Annotated in this window: 12 protein-coding genes and 1 tRNA gene; 4 read left to right on the top strand and 9 right to left on the bottom strand. The window is 58.7% G+C overall.

Translation table 11 applies throughout. From position 1 onward, the window contains the following. Positions 1 to 28 precede the first annotated feature (28 nt). The 3 genes from IC37_RS14855 to IC37_RS14845 form a co-directional block, all read right to left on the bottom strand. On the bottom strand, positions 29 to 823 hold the full coding sequence (locus IC37_RS14855) for a carbon-nitrogen hydrolase family protein (RefSeq protein ID WP_030129988.1): 795 nt from the start codon (positions 821 to 823) through the stop codon (positions 29 to 31). Between the two features lie 12 nt (positions 824 to 835). After that, positions 836 to 2,518: an NAD(P)/FAD-dependent oxidoreductase gene (locus tag IC37_RS14850; RefSeq protein WP_030129989.1), complete on the bottom strand. Its 1,683-nt coding sequence runs from the start codon at positions 2,516 to 2,518 to the stop codon at positions 836 to 838. A gap of 216 nt (positions 2,519 to 2,734) precedes the next feature. Beyond that, entirely contained in the window at positions 2,735 to 3,196 is a 462-nt protein-coding gene (locus IC37_RS14845) for an Lrp/AsnC family transcriptional regulator (protein ID WP_007980298.1), read from the bottom strand. A 137-nt stretch (positions 3,197 to 3,333) separates the two neighbouring features. Here IC37_RS14845 and IC37_RS14840 point away from each other — a divergent pair, with 137 nt between their 5' ends. Further along, positions 3,334 to 3,978: a peptidase M41 gene (locus tag IC37_RS14840; protein WP_030129990.1), complete on the top strand. Its 645-nt coding sequence runs from the start codon at positions 3,334 to 3,336 to the stop codon at positions 3,976 to 3,978. Positions 3,979 to 4,053: 75 nt separating this feature from the next. Here the strand turns inward: IC37_RS14840 and IC37_RS14835 are convergent. The 5 genes from IC37_RS14835 to rpsU form a co-directional block, all read right to left on the bottom strand. Beyond that, a tRNA-Ile gene (locus IC37_RS14835) sits at positions 4,054 to 4,130 on the bottom strand. A gap of 15 nt (positions 4,131 to 4,145) precedes the next feature. Next, a complete protein-coding gene (locus tag IC37_RS14830; RefSeq protein WP_030129991.1) occupies positions 4,146 to 7,892 on the bottom strand; it encodes a bifunctional diguanylate cyclase/phosphodiesterase in 3,747 nt (1,248 codons plus the stop codon). Between the two features lie 122 nt (positions 7,893 to 8,014). Further along, a complete protein-coding gene (gene rpoD, locus IC37_RS14825) occupies positions 8,015 to 9,862 on the bottom strand; it encodes an RNA polymerase sigma factor RpoD (RefSeq protein ID WP_030129992.1) in 1,848 nt (615 codons plus the stop codon). 67 nt (positions 9,863 to 9,929) lie between these two features. After that, entirely contained in the window at positions 9,930 to 11,897 is a 1,968-nt protein-coding gene (gene dnaG, locus IC37_RS14820) for a DNA primase (RefSeq protein ID WP_030129993.1), read from the bottom strand. Positions 11,898 to 12,378: 481 nt separating this feature from the next. After that, positions 12,379 to 12,594, bottom strand: coding sequence for a 30S ribosomal protein S21 (gene rpsU, locus IC37_RS14815; protein ID WP_002551877.1), 216 nt, complete (start codon positions 12,592 to 12,594; stop codon positions 12,379 to 12,381). Positions 12,595 to 12,793: 199 nt separating this feature from the next. Between rpsU and tsaD the strand changes: the two genes are divergently transcribed. Further along, positions 12,794 to 13,819: a tRNA (adenosine(37)-N6)-threonylcarbamoyltransferase complex transferase subunit TsaD gene (gene tsaD / locus IC37_RS14810; RefSeq protein WP_030129995.1), complete on the top strand. Its 1,026-nt coding sequence runs from the start codon at positions 12,794 to 12,796 to the stop codon at positions 13,817 to 13,819. Between the two features lie 23 nt (positions 13,820 to 13,842). Here tsaD and plsY read toward each other — a convergent pair whose 3' ends face one another. After that, the gene (plsY, locus tag IC37_RS14805; protein ID WP_030129996.1) at positions 13,843 to 14,412 is read right to left on the bottom strand and encodes a glycerol-3-phosphate 1-O-acyltransferase PlsY; all 570 of its coding nucleotides are present in this window, start codon (positions 14,410 to 14,412) and stop codon (positions 13,843 to 13,845) included. Between the two features lie 74 nt (positions 14,413 to 14,486). Between plsY and folB the strand changes: the two genes are divergently transcribed. Both folB and folK read left to right on the top strand, forming a co-directional pair. After that, complete coding sequence (folB, locus tag IC37_RS14800) at positions 14,487 to 14,843, top strand: dihydroneopterin aldolase (RefSeq protein ID WP_030129997.1); 357 nt, start codon at positions 14,487 to 14,489, stop codon at positions 14,841 to 14,843. After that, positions 14,834 to 15,352 carry a 2-amino-4-hydroxy-6-hydroxymethyldihydropteridine diphosphokinase gene (folK, locus tag IC37_RS14795; protein WP_030129998.1) on the top strand — a complete coding sequence of 173 codons (519 nt, stop codon included), beginning with the start codon at positions 14,834 to 14,836 and terminating at the stop codon, positions 15,350 to 15,352. Before folB ends, folK begins: the two co-directional genes overlap by 10 nt. Positions 15,353 to 15,411: the final 59 nt, after the last annotated feature.

Raw genomic sequence — 15,411 nt, 5'->3', positions numbered from 1 at the left:
AGAACAGAGAAGCGCTAATGCTAGCGGATTAGGGCTTGTTCAGCTCGCCGTATAGCTCGGGACGGCGATCGAGGAAGTAACGATTGGCGGCGCGAGAATCGATCATCAGCTGACGATCCAGTTCACCGACAATCAGCGCTTCATCAAGTCCGGCCTGGGCGATGCGGCTACCATCCGGCGCGGCGATGCTGCTTTGGCCGCAATACTGGATCTCGCCTTCGTTCCCGCAGTAGTTGGCGTAAGCCACATAACACTGGTTTTCGAAGGCGCGTGCGCGGACGGTGACGTCGGCGATGAAGTCGTAGGGAATCATGTTCGCCGTCGGCACCAGAATCAGCTCGGCACCGGCCAAGGCCAGACGCCGGGCGTTTTCCGGGAACTCCAGGTCGTAGCAGATCAAAAAGCCAAGCTTCCAGCCGTTGAGTTCAACCAGCGGAAACTCATCCGGCCCGGCGCTGAACATCGAGTGATCGAGGTCGCCGAACAAGTGAGTCTTGCGGTAGTTGCACAACCGCTCGCCATTGGCGTCGATCAACTGCACGGCGTTATAGATCTGCCCGTCTTCGGTACGCTCCGGGTAGCCATACAAAATGGCGATCCCCGTCGCTTTGGCGATGCGCGCGATTTGCTGCGCCGACTCACCGTTGTGCACCTCCGCCAGCACGCTGACCGCATCGATGCCGATGTTGTAGCCGGTCAGGAACATCTCTGGCAGCACCAGCAAGTCTGCGCCCTTGGCCTCCAGCGCCAGTTGATGCAGGCGTTGCAGATTACCTGCGACATCCAGGGGCAGCGGTGGACATTGGTAAAGGGCTACGCGCATTTCGGATTCCTCTTACTCGGGCAGGGCGATCGGCCCGATTTCGTTGAACACATCTCCTGGACCCGGGTTTTCGGCGTGAGTTTCACCGCCGAAGTGTTTCATGATCCCCCACACCGCGTTGAGCGAGGTCTGCACCGCGCCTTCGACCCAGGCCGGCGTCCACGAAACGTCGTCGCCGGCGATGAAAATCCCGCGCTGCTCGGGCGGCATGTCGTCCTGCATGAAGTGCGCGTACATGCGCTGGTTGTAGCGGTAGTGACCGGGCAGGGCGCCTTTGAAGGCCCCGAGGAAATGCGGGTCGGCTTCCCACGACACGGTGATCGGATCGCCGATGATCCGCGCGGCGATGTCGACTTTCGGATAGATCTTCTTCAGCGCGTCCAGTGCCAGCTTCACGCGTTTTTCCACCGGGTGCGGGAGCATTTTCAGCGCATCGCTCATCCACGAGTACGACAGGCAGATGACACCGGGCTTGTCGTCGCCGTTGTCGAAGAGATAGGTGCCACGGGTCAGGCGATCGGTGAGGGTCATGCTCATCAGGTCGCGACCGGTTTCAGGGTCCTTGTCTTTCCAGAATGGGCGATCGACCATCACGAACGTCTTCGACGATTGCATGTAGCGGGTGCGGTCCAGGGCCATCCACATCTTTTGCGAGAACAGGCTTTCGTCGCATTCGATCTGGGTGGTCAGCAGCCAGCTCTGGCAGGTGGTCAGTACGGCCGCGTATTCACGTGTGTCGCCGTAGTTATCGGTAACGGTAAAACGCCCGTTCGGTGCATGGGCAATTTTTTTCACGCCGGAGCGCGGCGCGCCGCTGTGCAGCGAACTGAGGCTGGTGCCTTCAGGCCAGTGCACGCATCGTTCCGGCACATGGCGCCAGATGCCCAGCGGCACTTGTTCCACGCCGCCGACCACCAGGTGCTGATGATCGTCGCAGTTGGTCATCACCACGCGGAAGATTTCCAGCATCGAGTTGGGGAAGTCCGAGTCCCAGCCGCCGGTGCCGAAACCGACTTGGCCGAACACTTCGCGGTGATGGAACGAGAGCTTGGCGAAGGCTTCGGAGGTGGCAACGAAATCGTAGAACGTGCGGTCGTCCCACAGCGGCACCAAGGTGTTCCACAGTTCCTTGAGGCGCGGCACGTCACGGTCGCGGATCGCTTGCTGGATATCGGAGAACTGCGAGCCCGCTTCCAGAGCATCCGCCCAGGCATCAGCGACTTCCTGGAACAGTGCAGGAAGATCCGCCAATTTCTGTGCGTAATGAGTTTTGCCTTCCAGATCGATCACGGTGCTGCCTGACGCAGGTGTCAGTGGGTTCGGGAAGGGCTTGGTCTGGAGGCCGAGCTTGTCGACGTAGTGATAAAACGCGGTAGACGACACCGGGAAACGCATTCCGCCTAGCTCGGCAATAATGCCTTCAGCGCCATTGAACGCTTGGGAGCGCAGACGACCACCCATTTTCGAGGCTTCATAGACGACGGGTTTGAGGCCCAGCTTCATCAATTCGTAGGCGGCCACCAGACCTGCAATGCCTGCCCCGACAATCGCCACCTCGGCGCCGTGATTTTGCGCGGGAATGCTGCCCAGCCCGGCCGGGTGTTCGATCCAGTCGTCGAAGGCGAAAGGAAAGTCCGGGCCGAAAACGGTGACCGGTTTTTTACCGTCTGCAGGATGGCGATTGTTCTTGTTCATGGCTGACCTTGCTGGCGACCTGACGCAGAGTACGCGTCTGAGTATAGGAAAAGATGGCAGCCATTCTAGAGAGCGTAGAACACGTTAATAAGACGCAATGTGTCGTCGTTTTGCTAATTATCTGATCAATATGACGATACATTGCTACACAATGTTCAATGTGCGAGCCTGCACGCGATGAGGCCTGATCAGACAATGAAGAATAACGGTTGAAACTCAAACCGGTTGCCCCCGATCAATCTTGCTACTCAAAATAATCGAAGTCGTCGTCTTCTCCACGCCATCCACACTGCCAATCTGATCCAGCAACTGATCAAGTTGCTCCGGCGAATCAGTGCGCAACCACGCCACATAATCAAATTCACCACTCACCGCACACAACTGCTGAACCTGCGCCATGGCACTAAGACGACGCAGCACTTCCTTGCCGGAGCGCGGTTGCACGGTGATCCCGACATAGGCCTGCAAGCCTCCATCCACCACGCGCTGACCCAGGCGCACACCGTAACCGGTGATCACTTTGGCCTTTTCCAGCCGCGCCAGGCGTGAAGTGACGGTGGTGCGGGCGATACCCAGTTGGCGGGCGAGCATGGCTACACTTTCACGGGCATTGATCTGCAGGGCCGCGATCAATTGGCGGTCGATTTCGTCGAGAACAGGCGGGCGAGTGTCAGGCAAAGGGGCATCTCCAGCGGTACAGAGCAATGGGCAGGCATATTACAGGCACTCCATGCCCTCAACGGGTTAATTGGATGGACACAAATTGTCACTCGTAGTCGAATGCGCACCAAGGGCTGTGAAGCGAGGGGATCGAAATGAAGAGCATGCCTGCGGCTCTGCGAGACTATGCACTGCAGATCGCGAATCACGAAATGGGGCACTACGTAGTCGCCCGAGCCCTGGGCTTTGAAACGGGTGATGTGACCCTGAAAGTCACCATGGGCTTGACGCACCATGGGGGGGCTTCCATTACTTTGGCACGGTCAATTTCGTCGATCGAAGCAATGAAGGAACATTTGGAACGTCGGATGATGGTTCTCTTCGCCGGAGCTATGGCGCAGACATTGCTCTCAAAGCATTCTCCCAAGAAACACGTCAATGAGCAGGCAGCGGGAGTAATCCTGAAAGGCGAGTTTGGAGCGGAACAGGACTACGCAAAAATAAGAGAGTTACGGCACTTGCTGCGCAATATCGCCTACCCCGATACGGATACAGCGTCGTCCGAGCGCATAACTGCCGAGCTTAAAGAGATTACTGATCGTGTGTGGTTGCGGACTCAACAAATCGTAGAGGCATTGGCCGATACGATTACCGGATTGGGCGCGGCGCTGGTAGACGGCATGGTCATTGTGGAGCAATGGGGTAGGCCGGCGGATACCTATGAGGTCGTGTTGACGGGTGAAATGCTTGAACGGCTGCGGTCAGTGCAGGCCATTCCATCGTTGAGTGTTTGGGCCTGAAAAGTGCCTAAAAAGCGTTAGGAAAACCTGAACGACAGACACGAAAAAGCCGCGCATTTGCGCGGCTTTCTTGTTTGGTGGGCCCAGTAGGACTCGAACCTACGACCAAGGGATTATGAGTCCCCTGCTCTAACCAACTGAGCTATAGGCCCTCAGTAGGCCGCGGATTATAGCGATGGTTTCTCGGCTGTGCTATCCGAAAAATCCAATATGGCTGTATGAAGAAACGTCGCGGCGAATTCGTCCGGTGGCAAGGGCAGGCTGACGATGTACCCCTGGATCTGTTCACAGCCCTCCGAAGTCAGGAATTGCTGCTGCGCCAGGGTTTCGACGCCCTCGGCGATGACCGTGAATTGCATGCTGCGGCCCAGTGCAATGATTGCACGAACAATTGCCGCGTCGTGTGGGTCGTCCGGCAGGCCGCGGACGAAGGATTGATCGATCTTGAGGATGTCCAGCGGCAGGCGTTTGAGGTAGCTCAGGGACGAATAGCCGGTGCCGAAATCGTCGATCGCCAGTTGCACACCCAGGCGTTTGAGTTGATGCAGCACCGTCAGCGCTTCTTCGGCTTGGCTCATGATGAAGTTTTCGGTGATCTCCAGCTGCAGGAGATCGGGTTTGAGGTGGTTGTCCTTGAGCAATTGCTCGATCCGGCCGAGCAGGTTCGGTTGGCGCAGTTGCGCACCCGCAAGGTTGACTGAGAGTGGGCCCAGGCACTTATAGACCTGATTCCACTCGTACATCTGTCGGCAGGCGGTCTCAAGTACCCAATCGCCGATTTGCAGGATCATGCCGTTTTCTTCGGCCAGGGGAATGAAGTGCTCGGGAGGTACATCGCCGAAGGTGGGATGATGCCAGCGAATCAGCGCTTCGGCACCGACCACTCGATGATCGTCCAGACTGATTTTGGGCTGGTAGTACAAAAACAGCTCATTGCGCTCGATGGCACGCCGCAGTTCATGTTCCAGCGCCACGCGCTCGCTGGCTTGGGCGGTGAGGTCGCGGGTGTAGCTTTCAACCCGGTTGCGGCCCTTGGCCTTGGAGCGATACATCGCGGCGTCGGCGTTCTTGACCAGCGTGGCGACGTCGCAGCCGTCTTTGGGGTACAGGCTGGTGCCAATGCTGGCGCTGATGAAAAACTCGTGCTCACCGGCCTGGAAAGGGGCGGAGAAGCAATTGAGGAGCTTGGTGGCAATGTTGTCGGCATCGCTGGACTGTTGCAGGCCGGGGAGCAGGATGATGAATTCGTCGCCACCCAAGCGCGCCACGGTATCGATATCGCGCAGTTGCTCCTTGAGGCGCACGGCGATGCCTTTGAGCAGCAGATCGCCGACCGGGTGACCGAGGCTGTCGTTAATGTGTTTGAAGCGGTCCAGATCGAGGAACAGCACCGCGCCCTGGCCGCCGTTTTCCTGCTGGCTGTTCAGCGCGGTCAGCAGCCGGCTCTCGAACAGCGTGCGGTTTGGCAGACCGGTCAGCGGGTCGTGATGCGCCTGGTAGTCGAGTTTGGCCTGAGCGTGTTTGAGGCTGGAAATGTCTGCGAACACCGCAACAAAGTGGGTGATGAAGTTGTCCCGGTTGCGCACCGCGCTGATGGTCAGCCAGCTCGGGTAGAGCTCGCCATTCTTGCGCCGGTTGGAAATCTCGCCTTGCCAATGACCGTCGGCGGTCAACTGATGCCACATCGCCGCATAAAATGCGCTGTCGTGCAGGCCCGAGGCGAGCAGGCGAGGGGTGTGGCCCAATGCTTCTGTCTCGCTGTAGCCAGTGATTTCGGTGAATGCACGATTAACTGCACTGATGTGCTGTTGGGTGTCGGTGATCAATACACCCTCGGCGGTGCTCTCGAACACCGTGGCGGCCTGTTGCAATTTCTCCTGCATCAGGTGCCGCTCGGTAATGTCCCGGGCGATGGTCAGCATGCAGTCCTCATCGCCGATGGGCAACGGCCGGCTTGAAACCTCACAAAGCCGGATTTGCCCGTCTTTGCGGCGGATGTGGCAACCGAAGTCACGGACGAAGCCATCCCGGTGCAATAGCTCGAGCATCTGCTTGCGTTCGTTGAGGTTGACCCAGATCCCCAGGTCCAGGGCCGACCGATCCACGGACATTGCGCTGTTGAAACCGGTAATGCGGCTGAAACCTTCGTTGACTTCCAACAACAAACCGTCGCTCTGCCGGGACAGCAGCAAACCGTCGGGGGAAGCATGAAAGGCCTTGGCGAATTTCTCTTCGGAGGTTTGCAGTTGTTGCTGGGTTTCCTTGAGCTGACTGATGTCCCGCACGACGACCACCAGGGCCGGGGTCGTATCGAGATCGAAAGGCTCGGCGGAAATCAGGCCGGTAAACACCTGGCCATTGCTGCGGCGAAAGGGCATCTCCAAATTGCGGATGCTGCCGGCCTGCAAGCGCTGCAACAAACCCGGTCCCACGCCGGGTACGCCCCAGATATTCAGATCGGTGGCGGTCTGGCCTATGACGTCTTCGGCCTTGAGGCCGATCTGTTCCTCGAACGCTTCGTTGACTTCCAGCAGACAACCGTCGCAAAGCCGCGCGATCACTAGAATATCCGGGCATTGCTGGAACACCGAAGCAAACTTCTGTTCCGAGAGGCGCAGCGCCTCTTCGGTACGCTTGGCTTCGCTGATGTCGATCATCAGCCCGCGCAGTACCGGTTCATGGGCGTGCTCGATCAGGCTGACGATATCGCGAACCCAAAGGCAGCGGCCGTCAGCGGTGATGACTCGGTAATCGACGCTGTGATCGCGCCCGGCCGCCACTTCACGGTCGCAGAAGGTTTGGGCCCGGGTCAGGTCCGCGGGGTGGATGATGTTGCGCCAGAAACCCGGAATCAGCCAATGGGGCAGGGGATAACCAAGGAGATCCTGAGCATGGGGTGACACGTAGCTGTAGGTGTAATCGCTGATCCGCGCTTCCCAGGCGATGGCCGAAAGACTCTCCACCAGGCCGCGGTAATGGTATTCGCTGCTGCGCAGCTCCTGTTCCAGAGCGACCCGACGGGCAATTTCCGAGCTGAGTCGGCGGTTGATCCGGATAACCACGGCCAGCACGATCATCAGAAACAGTAATCCTGGCAGGCCGTAAATCAGTACGTCGAGCCAGAAGGTTCGATGGTCCAGGACGTTACCGATCCAATGTTCCTGGATTGCACTGATTTCACTCGGGGTCATGTCTGCCAGGACTTTGTCCAGGATGCTGACCAGCAGCTTATTGTTCGGAGGCACGGCCATCGCCAATTGGTAGCGATAGGGTGTTTCACCGCTGACGTAGAGCCCGTCGAGCTTGAGTTGGCGCAGGCTCCAGACACTGGAAGCGAGATCGCCCACTACGGCGTCCACGGCGTCGGTGGCCAGCGCCTGCAGCGCCGAGCTGACATTGGGCATCGCCACCAGATTCAGGTCGGGATGGTGGGTGCGCAATAGTTCATGGGGGGCGTAGTTTTCCACCACGGCGATCTTAAGCCCGTACAGGTCTTCGAGTTTGCGCGGTTGGGGGCCTCCGACGTGAGCCAGAATGACTATCGGAAAGTCGAGATAGGGGCGGGTGAACGACAGATACGTCTGGCGCTCGGGAGTCGACATGATGCCCGGCAAGATGTCTAGTTTGCCTTTTTTGGCCTGCTGCAAGACTTCGGTCCAGCTGACCGGTTCGATGGGCGTGAGTTTGATGGCCAGCCGTTGACGGATGACGTTGATGTAGTCCGCTGCCAGGCCCTGATAACGCCCGTGTTCGTCGCGAAACTCAAACGGCGGCCAGGACGCGTCCACGCCCAGGCGCAATTCCGGGTGAGCCGTCAGCCAGCTACGTTCTTCGTCGGTAAGAGTCAACGCGCCAGCCGTTGCGGTCCAGGTCATCAGCGACAGCAAAAAAAGCACGGTCGGCCATCTGGGCATAACGGTCTCGTTATGGCTTGGGGGAATGTTTCGAGTGTAGACGGGCTATTCGGAGCGGGGGACGTGCGGGGCATTTAATCTGTATAAAGCAAAACCCCCGGCCTGGGCCGGGGGTTCTGTGATCACTCGTCGAGGAAGGAGCGCAAATGCTCGCTTCTCGTCGGGTGGCGCAGCTTGCGCAGCGCCTTGGCTTCGATCTGACGAATCCGTTCACGGGTCACGTCGAACTGCTTACCAACCTCCTCGAGGGTGTGGTCGGTATTCATGTCGATACCGAAGCGCATGCGCAGAACCTTGGCTTCACGGGCAGTGAGGCCGGACAGGACTTCGCGAGTCGCTTCTTTAAGGCTCTCAACAGTGGCGACATCGATTGGCGACTGCATGGTCGAGTCTTCGATGAAGTCACCCAGATGGGAGTCTTCGTCATCACCGATCGGGGTTTCCATGGAGATCGGCTCTTTAGCGATCTTCAATACCTTGCGGATCTTGTCCTCAGGCATTTCCATGCGTTCGCCCAGCTCTTCCGGTGTCGGTTCGCGACCCATTTCCTGCAACATCTGCCGGGAAATACGGTTGAGCTTGTTGATCGTCTCGATCATGTGCACCGGAATACGGATGGTGCGGGCCTGGTCGGCGATCGAGCGAGTGATCGCCTGACGGATCCACCAGGTGGCATAAGTCGAGAATTTGTAGCCGCGGCGGTATTCGAACTTGTCTACCGCTTTCATCAGACCGATGTTGCCTTCCTGGATCAGATCGAGGAACTGCAGACCACGGTTGGTGTACTTCTTGGCGATGGAGATCACCAGACGCAAGTTCGCTTCGACCATCTCTTTCTTCGCGCGGCGGGCCTTGGCCTCACCGATCGACATGCGACGGTTGATGTCCTTGATCTCGGCGATCGTCAAACCGGTTTCGGTTTCCAGCGCGGTCAGCTTCTGCTGGCAACGAATGATGTCCGGTTGCAGGCGACCAATGGCTTCAGCGTATTTGCTTTTGCCTTTGGCCAGTGCGTCGGCCCAGCTTTCGTCGACTTCGTTGCCCGGGAACTGGCGCAGGAAGTCGGCACGCGGCATACGGGCATCGCGAACGCACAATTGCATGATCGCGCGCTCTTGCTGACGCAGACGATCCAGGGCACTGCGAACACGCTCGACCAGGCCTTCGAATTGCTTCGGCACCAGTTTGATCGGCATGAACAGCTCAGCCAGGGCGATCAGCTCGGCGATTGCCAGCTTGTTGCCACGACCGTGCTTTTTCAGGGCCTTGCGGGTGATTTCCATCTGATCGGCGACAGCGCCAAAACGCTGCGCGGCGATAATCGGATCCGGACCGCTTTCGGCTTCTTCTTCGTCATCACTTGCTTCGGCGTCATCGTCGTCGGTGTCGTCGGCAGCTGGAGCGGCTTTCGGGTCGACAGGCGGTGGCACTTCGGCTGCAGGCGGCGCAATGCCGTCGTCCGGGTCGATGTAACCGCTCAGGACGTCGGACAGGCGGCCACCTTCGGTGGTGACGCGAGTGTATTCGGAGAGAATATGGTCAACCGTGCCAGGGAAGTGCGCAATTGCGCCCATCACTTCGCGGATGCCCTCTTCAATACGTTTGGCGATTTCGATTTCGCCTTCACGTGTGAGGAGCTCTACCGTACCCATTTCACGCATGTACATGCGCACTGGGTCGGTGGTGCGACCAATGTCGGTCTCGACCGCTGCCAACGCTGCTGCTGCCTCTTCGGCCGCGGCTTCGTCGGTATCGGCGTCGGCCAGCATAAGGGAATCCTTATCTGGCGCAACCTCGAATACGTTGATCCCCATGTCATTGATCATGCGGATGATGTCTTCCACCTGTTCCGGATCTGAAATATCCTCCGGCAGGTGGTCGTTGACCTCCGCGTAAGTCAGGTAGCCCTGCTCACGACCAAGTGTGATCAACTCTTTGATACGAGACTGCTGTTGCGCTTTTCCGGACATAACACCCTATCCACTGAAGGTCTTGGCGGGCAAAAAACAAGCCGAGGATTATACCTGAGCTATGACCTCACGCGCCAGTTGAGGTCGGGCTTGATGCGGAAACATTGCGACTTAAAAGGTCGCGCAGTTGATTTTTCTCTTCGGTGCTCAATTCACTTTGACGTGCTTTTCGAAGAAGTTGTTCCAGGTTTCGCTCGCGTTGGCGGGCTGACAAGCTAGTAATGGTGTCGAAAAACTGTTGTTCAAGGTTATCTCCATCAATCAGCCATTCCTTTTCTGCCAGCGCTTTGAGCAGTCGGCCTTGTTCGGTGCCGTGCCAGCGCGCAATCAGTTGAAATGAGTTTAGCTTGGGATTCTTCTGTACGGCTTCGAGCAGGGCGACCAACAGTTGCGTGTTGGTATGGTCCTCGGCAGCGAAGTGCCCGGCGTCCTCGACTTTCTCAGCCAGTTGCGGGTGATGCAGTAGCGTGCGCAAGGCTGCCAGGGTGGGCGGCTCTACAGCGGCCGGTACCCGTGGCGCGCGCGGTTGATCGCGATCGCCGCCACACTTGCCGTTTTTGTCCCACGGTTTCTTGTCCCATTTCTTGCCGCCTGCCCCAGGCTTTTTCGGCGTCCATTCCTGCTGCGGCACGTACATCTCTTGTGCCTGCGGCTGATGGTAGTCGCTGTAATCGGGCATGGCGTCGTAATCGATGCCCGGATCGTAAGCCGGTGGCGCTTCCTGAGGCGCGCTTTGCACCAGTTGGCTCACGGCTTCACCGCTAAGCCCGGTAATTTCGCTCAGGCGCTGGCGCATCAAGATGCGCAGGTTGGCGCCCGGGACTTTGTCGATCAACGGTGCGGCGAGGGTGGCCATGTGGGCCTTGCCTTCGAGGGAGCGCGGGTCCGATTCCTCGGTCAACTGTTGAAAAAAGTAATCGGCCAATGGCTGGGCGTGCTGATTGATTCGCGCGCGGAAGGCGTCAGTGCCCTCGGAACGGACCAGGGTGTCCGGGTCCTCACCCTCGGGCAGAAACAGAAAGCGCGCCCGACGCCCGTCCTGCAGGCATGGCAGGGTTGCCTCCAGTGCTCGCCAGGCGGCATTTCGGCCCGCCTGGTCGCCATCAAAGCAGAACAGCACGCTGGGCACGACGCGAAACAGGCGCTTCATGTGCTCTTCGCTGGTGGCGGTGCCCAAGGTTGCGACGGCATTGCGCAGGCCTTGCTGGGCGAGGGCGATAACGTCCATATAGCCTTCGACGACGATGATTTCGTCGAGGTTGCGGTTGTTTTTGCGTGCTTCATAAAGGCCGTAGAGTTCCTGGCCTTTATGGAAAACCGGGGTTTCCGGTGAGTTCAGGTATTTCGGCTTATCGTCGCCCAGTACCCGGCCACCGAAGGCGATGATGCGCCCGCGACTGTCGCGGATCGGGAACATCACGCGATCGCGGAAGCGGTCATAGCGCTTGCCGGTTTCGGCGTTCTCGATCAGCAGGCCGGCATCGATCATGGCTTTTTGCTGCAGGGTGTCGCTGCTCAGGTGTTTGAACAGGTTGTCCCAGCCGGGCGGGGCAAACCCGAGCCCGAAGTCCCGGGCGATTTCCCCCGTTAGTCCGCGACCCTTCAAGTAATCCACGGCGGCTTTGCGCGACGGATGGCTTTTCAGGGCTTGACGATAAAAATCGGCGGCGGCGGTGAGCAGCGGATACAGCGGCGAATCGGTGGGTTGCCGCGGTTTGTGCGGTCGGCCACTTTCTTCGCGGGGAATTTCCATGCCGGCGGCTTTGGCCAGTTCTTCGACAGCCTGGACGAAATCCAGGTTGTCATGGTCCATCATGAAGCCGAGGGCGTTACCGCCAGCGCCGCAGCCGAAGCAGTAATAGAACTGTTTGTCGGGGCTGACGCTGAAGGAGGGGGTTTTTTCTTTGTGAAACGGGCAGCAGGCCGTGTAGTTCTTGCCGGCTTTTTTCATTTGCAGGCGCGAGCTGACCACGTCGACGATGTCGGTGCGGTTCAGAAGGTCGTCAATGAAGCTCTGGGGAATTAGCCCGGCCATGGCGTTCTCGTCATCTGCGCTGAAATGGACCCAAAACGAAGGGCGGCCGAACGCGTGTCGTTGTTTGAGGCGCGCAGGGTGTGCGGCTCGACCGGTGTCGTCTGCGTATCGCTGTCGGGAAGTGTATCTGCCGAAAATCCACTGACATTAGTACCAGTCAGTATTCGACTATTTGAAAGTGTTTCGCTGAATCCGACAACAGCCAGTCATTGGCCTCGGATAGCTCATAAGCGGGCACGCAAGAAGGTGCCTTGGGCTGATCGTCGTGAGAGGAATCAGTGGGTGTGCTCGTCAGTAGCCTTGGAAGGCTCGTCAGAAAAGACGTGCACCGCTGGCAAAAGAGCCAGGTCTGACGTTGTGAAGCAGATTTGTCTCGGTCGCGTCTGCGGCTTTGACGGTGAAGCATCAAGCGATGTCCGCAAATGCCATTAGCCCGGCTGAGGGCCGGGCTTGGCAGAAGCTTGCTACGATCGTCTGTGTATTAGTACAGACGAACGGCGCGGCGCTGTTCGCGCTGAACTTTCTTGGCGTGACGCTTAACAGCGGCTGCTGCTTTACGCTTACGCTCAGAAGTTGGCTTCTCGTAAAATTCGCGGCTACGAACTTCAGCCAGTACACCGGCTTTTTCGCAGGAGCGCTTGAAACGACGCAGAGCTACGTCGAAGGGTTCGTTCTCTTTTACTTTGACGGCTGGCATCCAGAGCTACCTTCATTCATTACCGGGGTCAACATCCTCGCGGCAAAAGAGCACTTGAAGACGTCGGTTTTTAAGGGTTGCGGATGTTAACCCCTCATCGCTCGGAATGCAAAGCCTCTGATCGAAAACCGCTGGTCGGGGCATCACGCGACGACTATTATGCGCGCCTTCGAATTCAGCCTCTACAAGGCGCAAACCCATGCTAGTACTGGGATTAGAAACCTCTTGCGACGAAACCGGTGTCGCACTTTACGACAGTGAACGCGGGTTGTTGGCCGACGCGCTGTTCAGTCAGATCGATCTGCATCGTGCCTATGGCGGCGTGGTGCCGGAGCTGGCTTCGCGCGATCACGTCAAACGCATGCTGCCCTTGATTCGTCAGGTCCTGGCCGAGGCTGGCTGTGTGCCGACCGAGATCGACGCCATCGCTTATACCGCGGGTCCTGGCCTGGTCGGAGCCTTGCTGGTGGGGGCTTCCTGCGCCCAGGCGCTGGCCTTTGCCTGGGGCATTCCGGCCTTGGGCGTGCACCACATGGAAGGTCACTTGCTGGCGCCGATGCTGGAGTCGCAACCTCCGGAGTTCCCGTTCGTCGCTTTGTTGGTGTCAGGCGGTCATACGCAGCTGGTTCAGGTCGACGGGATCGGTCAATACACGCTCTTGGGCGAGACCCTCGACGATGCTGCCGGCGAAGCTTTCGATAAAACCGCGAAAATGATGGGGCTCAATTATCCGGGCGGCCCGGAGATCGCGCGTCTGGCGGAGCAGGGCGTTGCAGGACGTTTCACTTTTCCGCGTCCGATGTGTGATCGTCCAGGCTTGGCTTTCAGCTTCAGCGGCCTGAAAACCTTTGCTCTGAACACCTGGCAGCAGAGCGTCAACGCCGGGGACGACAGCGAGCAAGCCCGTTGCGACATCTCGCTGGCGTTCCAGCAGGCCGTGGTGGAGACTTTGACCATCAAGTGCAAGCGTGCCCTGAAACAGGCGGGTCTCAAGCGTTTGGTGATCGCAGGGGGCGTCAGCGCCAATAAAGCGCTGCGGGCTTCTCTGGAGAAAATGCTCGGCGACATGAAGGGCGATGTGTTTTATGCCCGTCCAGAGTTCTGCACCGATAATGGCGCGATGATTGCGTTTGCCGGCTGCCAGCGCTTGCAGGCCGGTCAGCATGAAAGCCTGGCGATCAGCGTGCAGGCGCGCTGGCCGATGGAGCAATTGTCGGCGCTGTGATGAGCGGTGCTCACGTGCGGTATTTAAAAATGCCGTTCGCGCCCGGCAAACAGGTCGCGTAGATTGCCGCGATGACGCCAGACGATCAGGCCTGTGAGTGCGCTCATGGGCAGCAATGCCGCCGGTTCCTGCCAGGCAAACAATGGCAGGGTCAGTGGTGTGGCAATCAGGGCGGCGAGTGAGCTGGTGCGGGTCAGGTAGAACGTCAGCAGCCAGGCGCAAACCGCCAGCAGCGCGGCGGGCGGATAGAGCCCCAGCAGCATGCCAGCCGCAGTGGCGACACCTTTGCCACCGCGAAAGCGAAAGTACAGTGGGAATAGATGGCCGATAACGGCAGAGACGCCGATCCAGGCCTGTTCTTGCAGCGAAAGGCCCGCAACGCCGGCGATCAGTACGGGCAGTAGCCCTTTGCAGAGGTCGCCGACCAGGGTCAGGATGGCGAGTTTCTTGCCGGCCAGACGCAACATGTTGGTGGCACCGGCATTGCCCGAGCCACTCATTCGCGGATCGGGGTTACCGGTCAGGCGGCTGAGCAAAATGGCGAAGGACAGAGAGCCGAGCAGGTAGGCGAGGATCGCCAGTAACCAAAACATGCTAACTATTCCGGGCGAGGACGCCCTGATTCTAACGGCGCATTGCGCCCTTGTCGTGCAGTGGAGAGAAGTGCTTGGACAGAGTGTTTATCGAGGGCCTGGAAGTCGACACTGTGATTGGTGCCTACGACTGGGAACGAGGCATCCGACAGTGTCTGCGACTTGATCTGAGCTTCGCCTGGGACAATCGTCCGGCCGCCGCCGGTGATGACCTGACCCTGGCGCTCGACTACGCGAGCGTTTCGTCGCGCATCCAGGCGTTTGCCGAGCAGGCGCAGTTCCAACTGGTCGAGACCTTTGCCGAGCGTCTGGCAGAAGTGCTGATGAGCGAATTCAAGATCACCTGGATGCGCCTCAAACTGACCAAACCAGGTGCCATCCCGGCTGCCACGGGTGGTGTGGGCGTGGAGATCGAGCGCGGATGTCGCTGACTCAGGTGTATCTCGGGCTTGGTAGCAATATCGAGCGCGAATCCCATTTGCAGGCAGGCCTGGACGCCCTGGCGGGTTTCCTGGTGGATATGCGCTGCTCGGCGGTATTCGAAAGCCAGCCAGTGGGGATCAAAAGCGGGCCGTTCTACAACTTTGTGGTCTCGGCCTTCACCGATCTGCCGCTGATGGAACTGGATCGACGGTTGAAATTCATCGAAGCGGATAACGGCCGTTACGCGCCGGACCGCAAGGGCTTGCCGCTGGATATCGACGTGCTGCTGTTCGGCGACCTGGTGGGCAACTTCGATGGCTTGATCTTGCCGAGGGCAGAGATTCTGAAAAATGCTTTCGTGCTATGGCCGTTGTCGCTGATTGCGCCGGATAGAGTGCATCCGGGCGTAGGCAAGAGCTTTGCGACTCTGTGGAGTGAGGCGCAAATCGATCAGGTGTTGGCGCCGGTGGCGTTTGAGTGGCGGGGCCAGCAGTTGACCCCTTCCGATTTGCTTTGACGGTGCTGACGCTTTCGCGGGCAAGCCCGCTCCCACAGGTTCTATGCAAAATCCTGTGG

This window comes from Pseudomonas sp. QTF5, assembly GCF_000512695.2.
Lineage (GTDB): Bacteria > Pseudomonadota > Gammaproteobacteria > Pseudomonadales > Pseudomonadaceae > Aquipseudomonas.
This window is presented reverse-complemented; position numbering and strand designations above follow the sequence as displayed.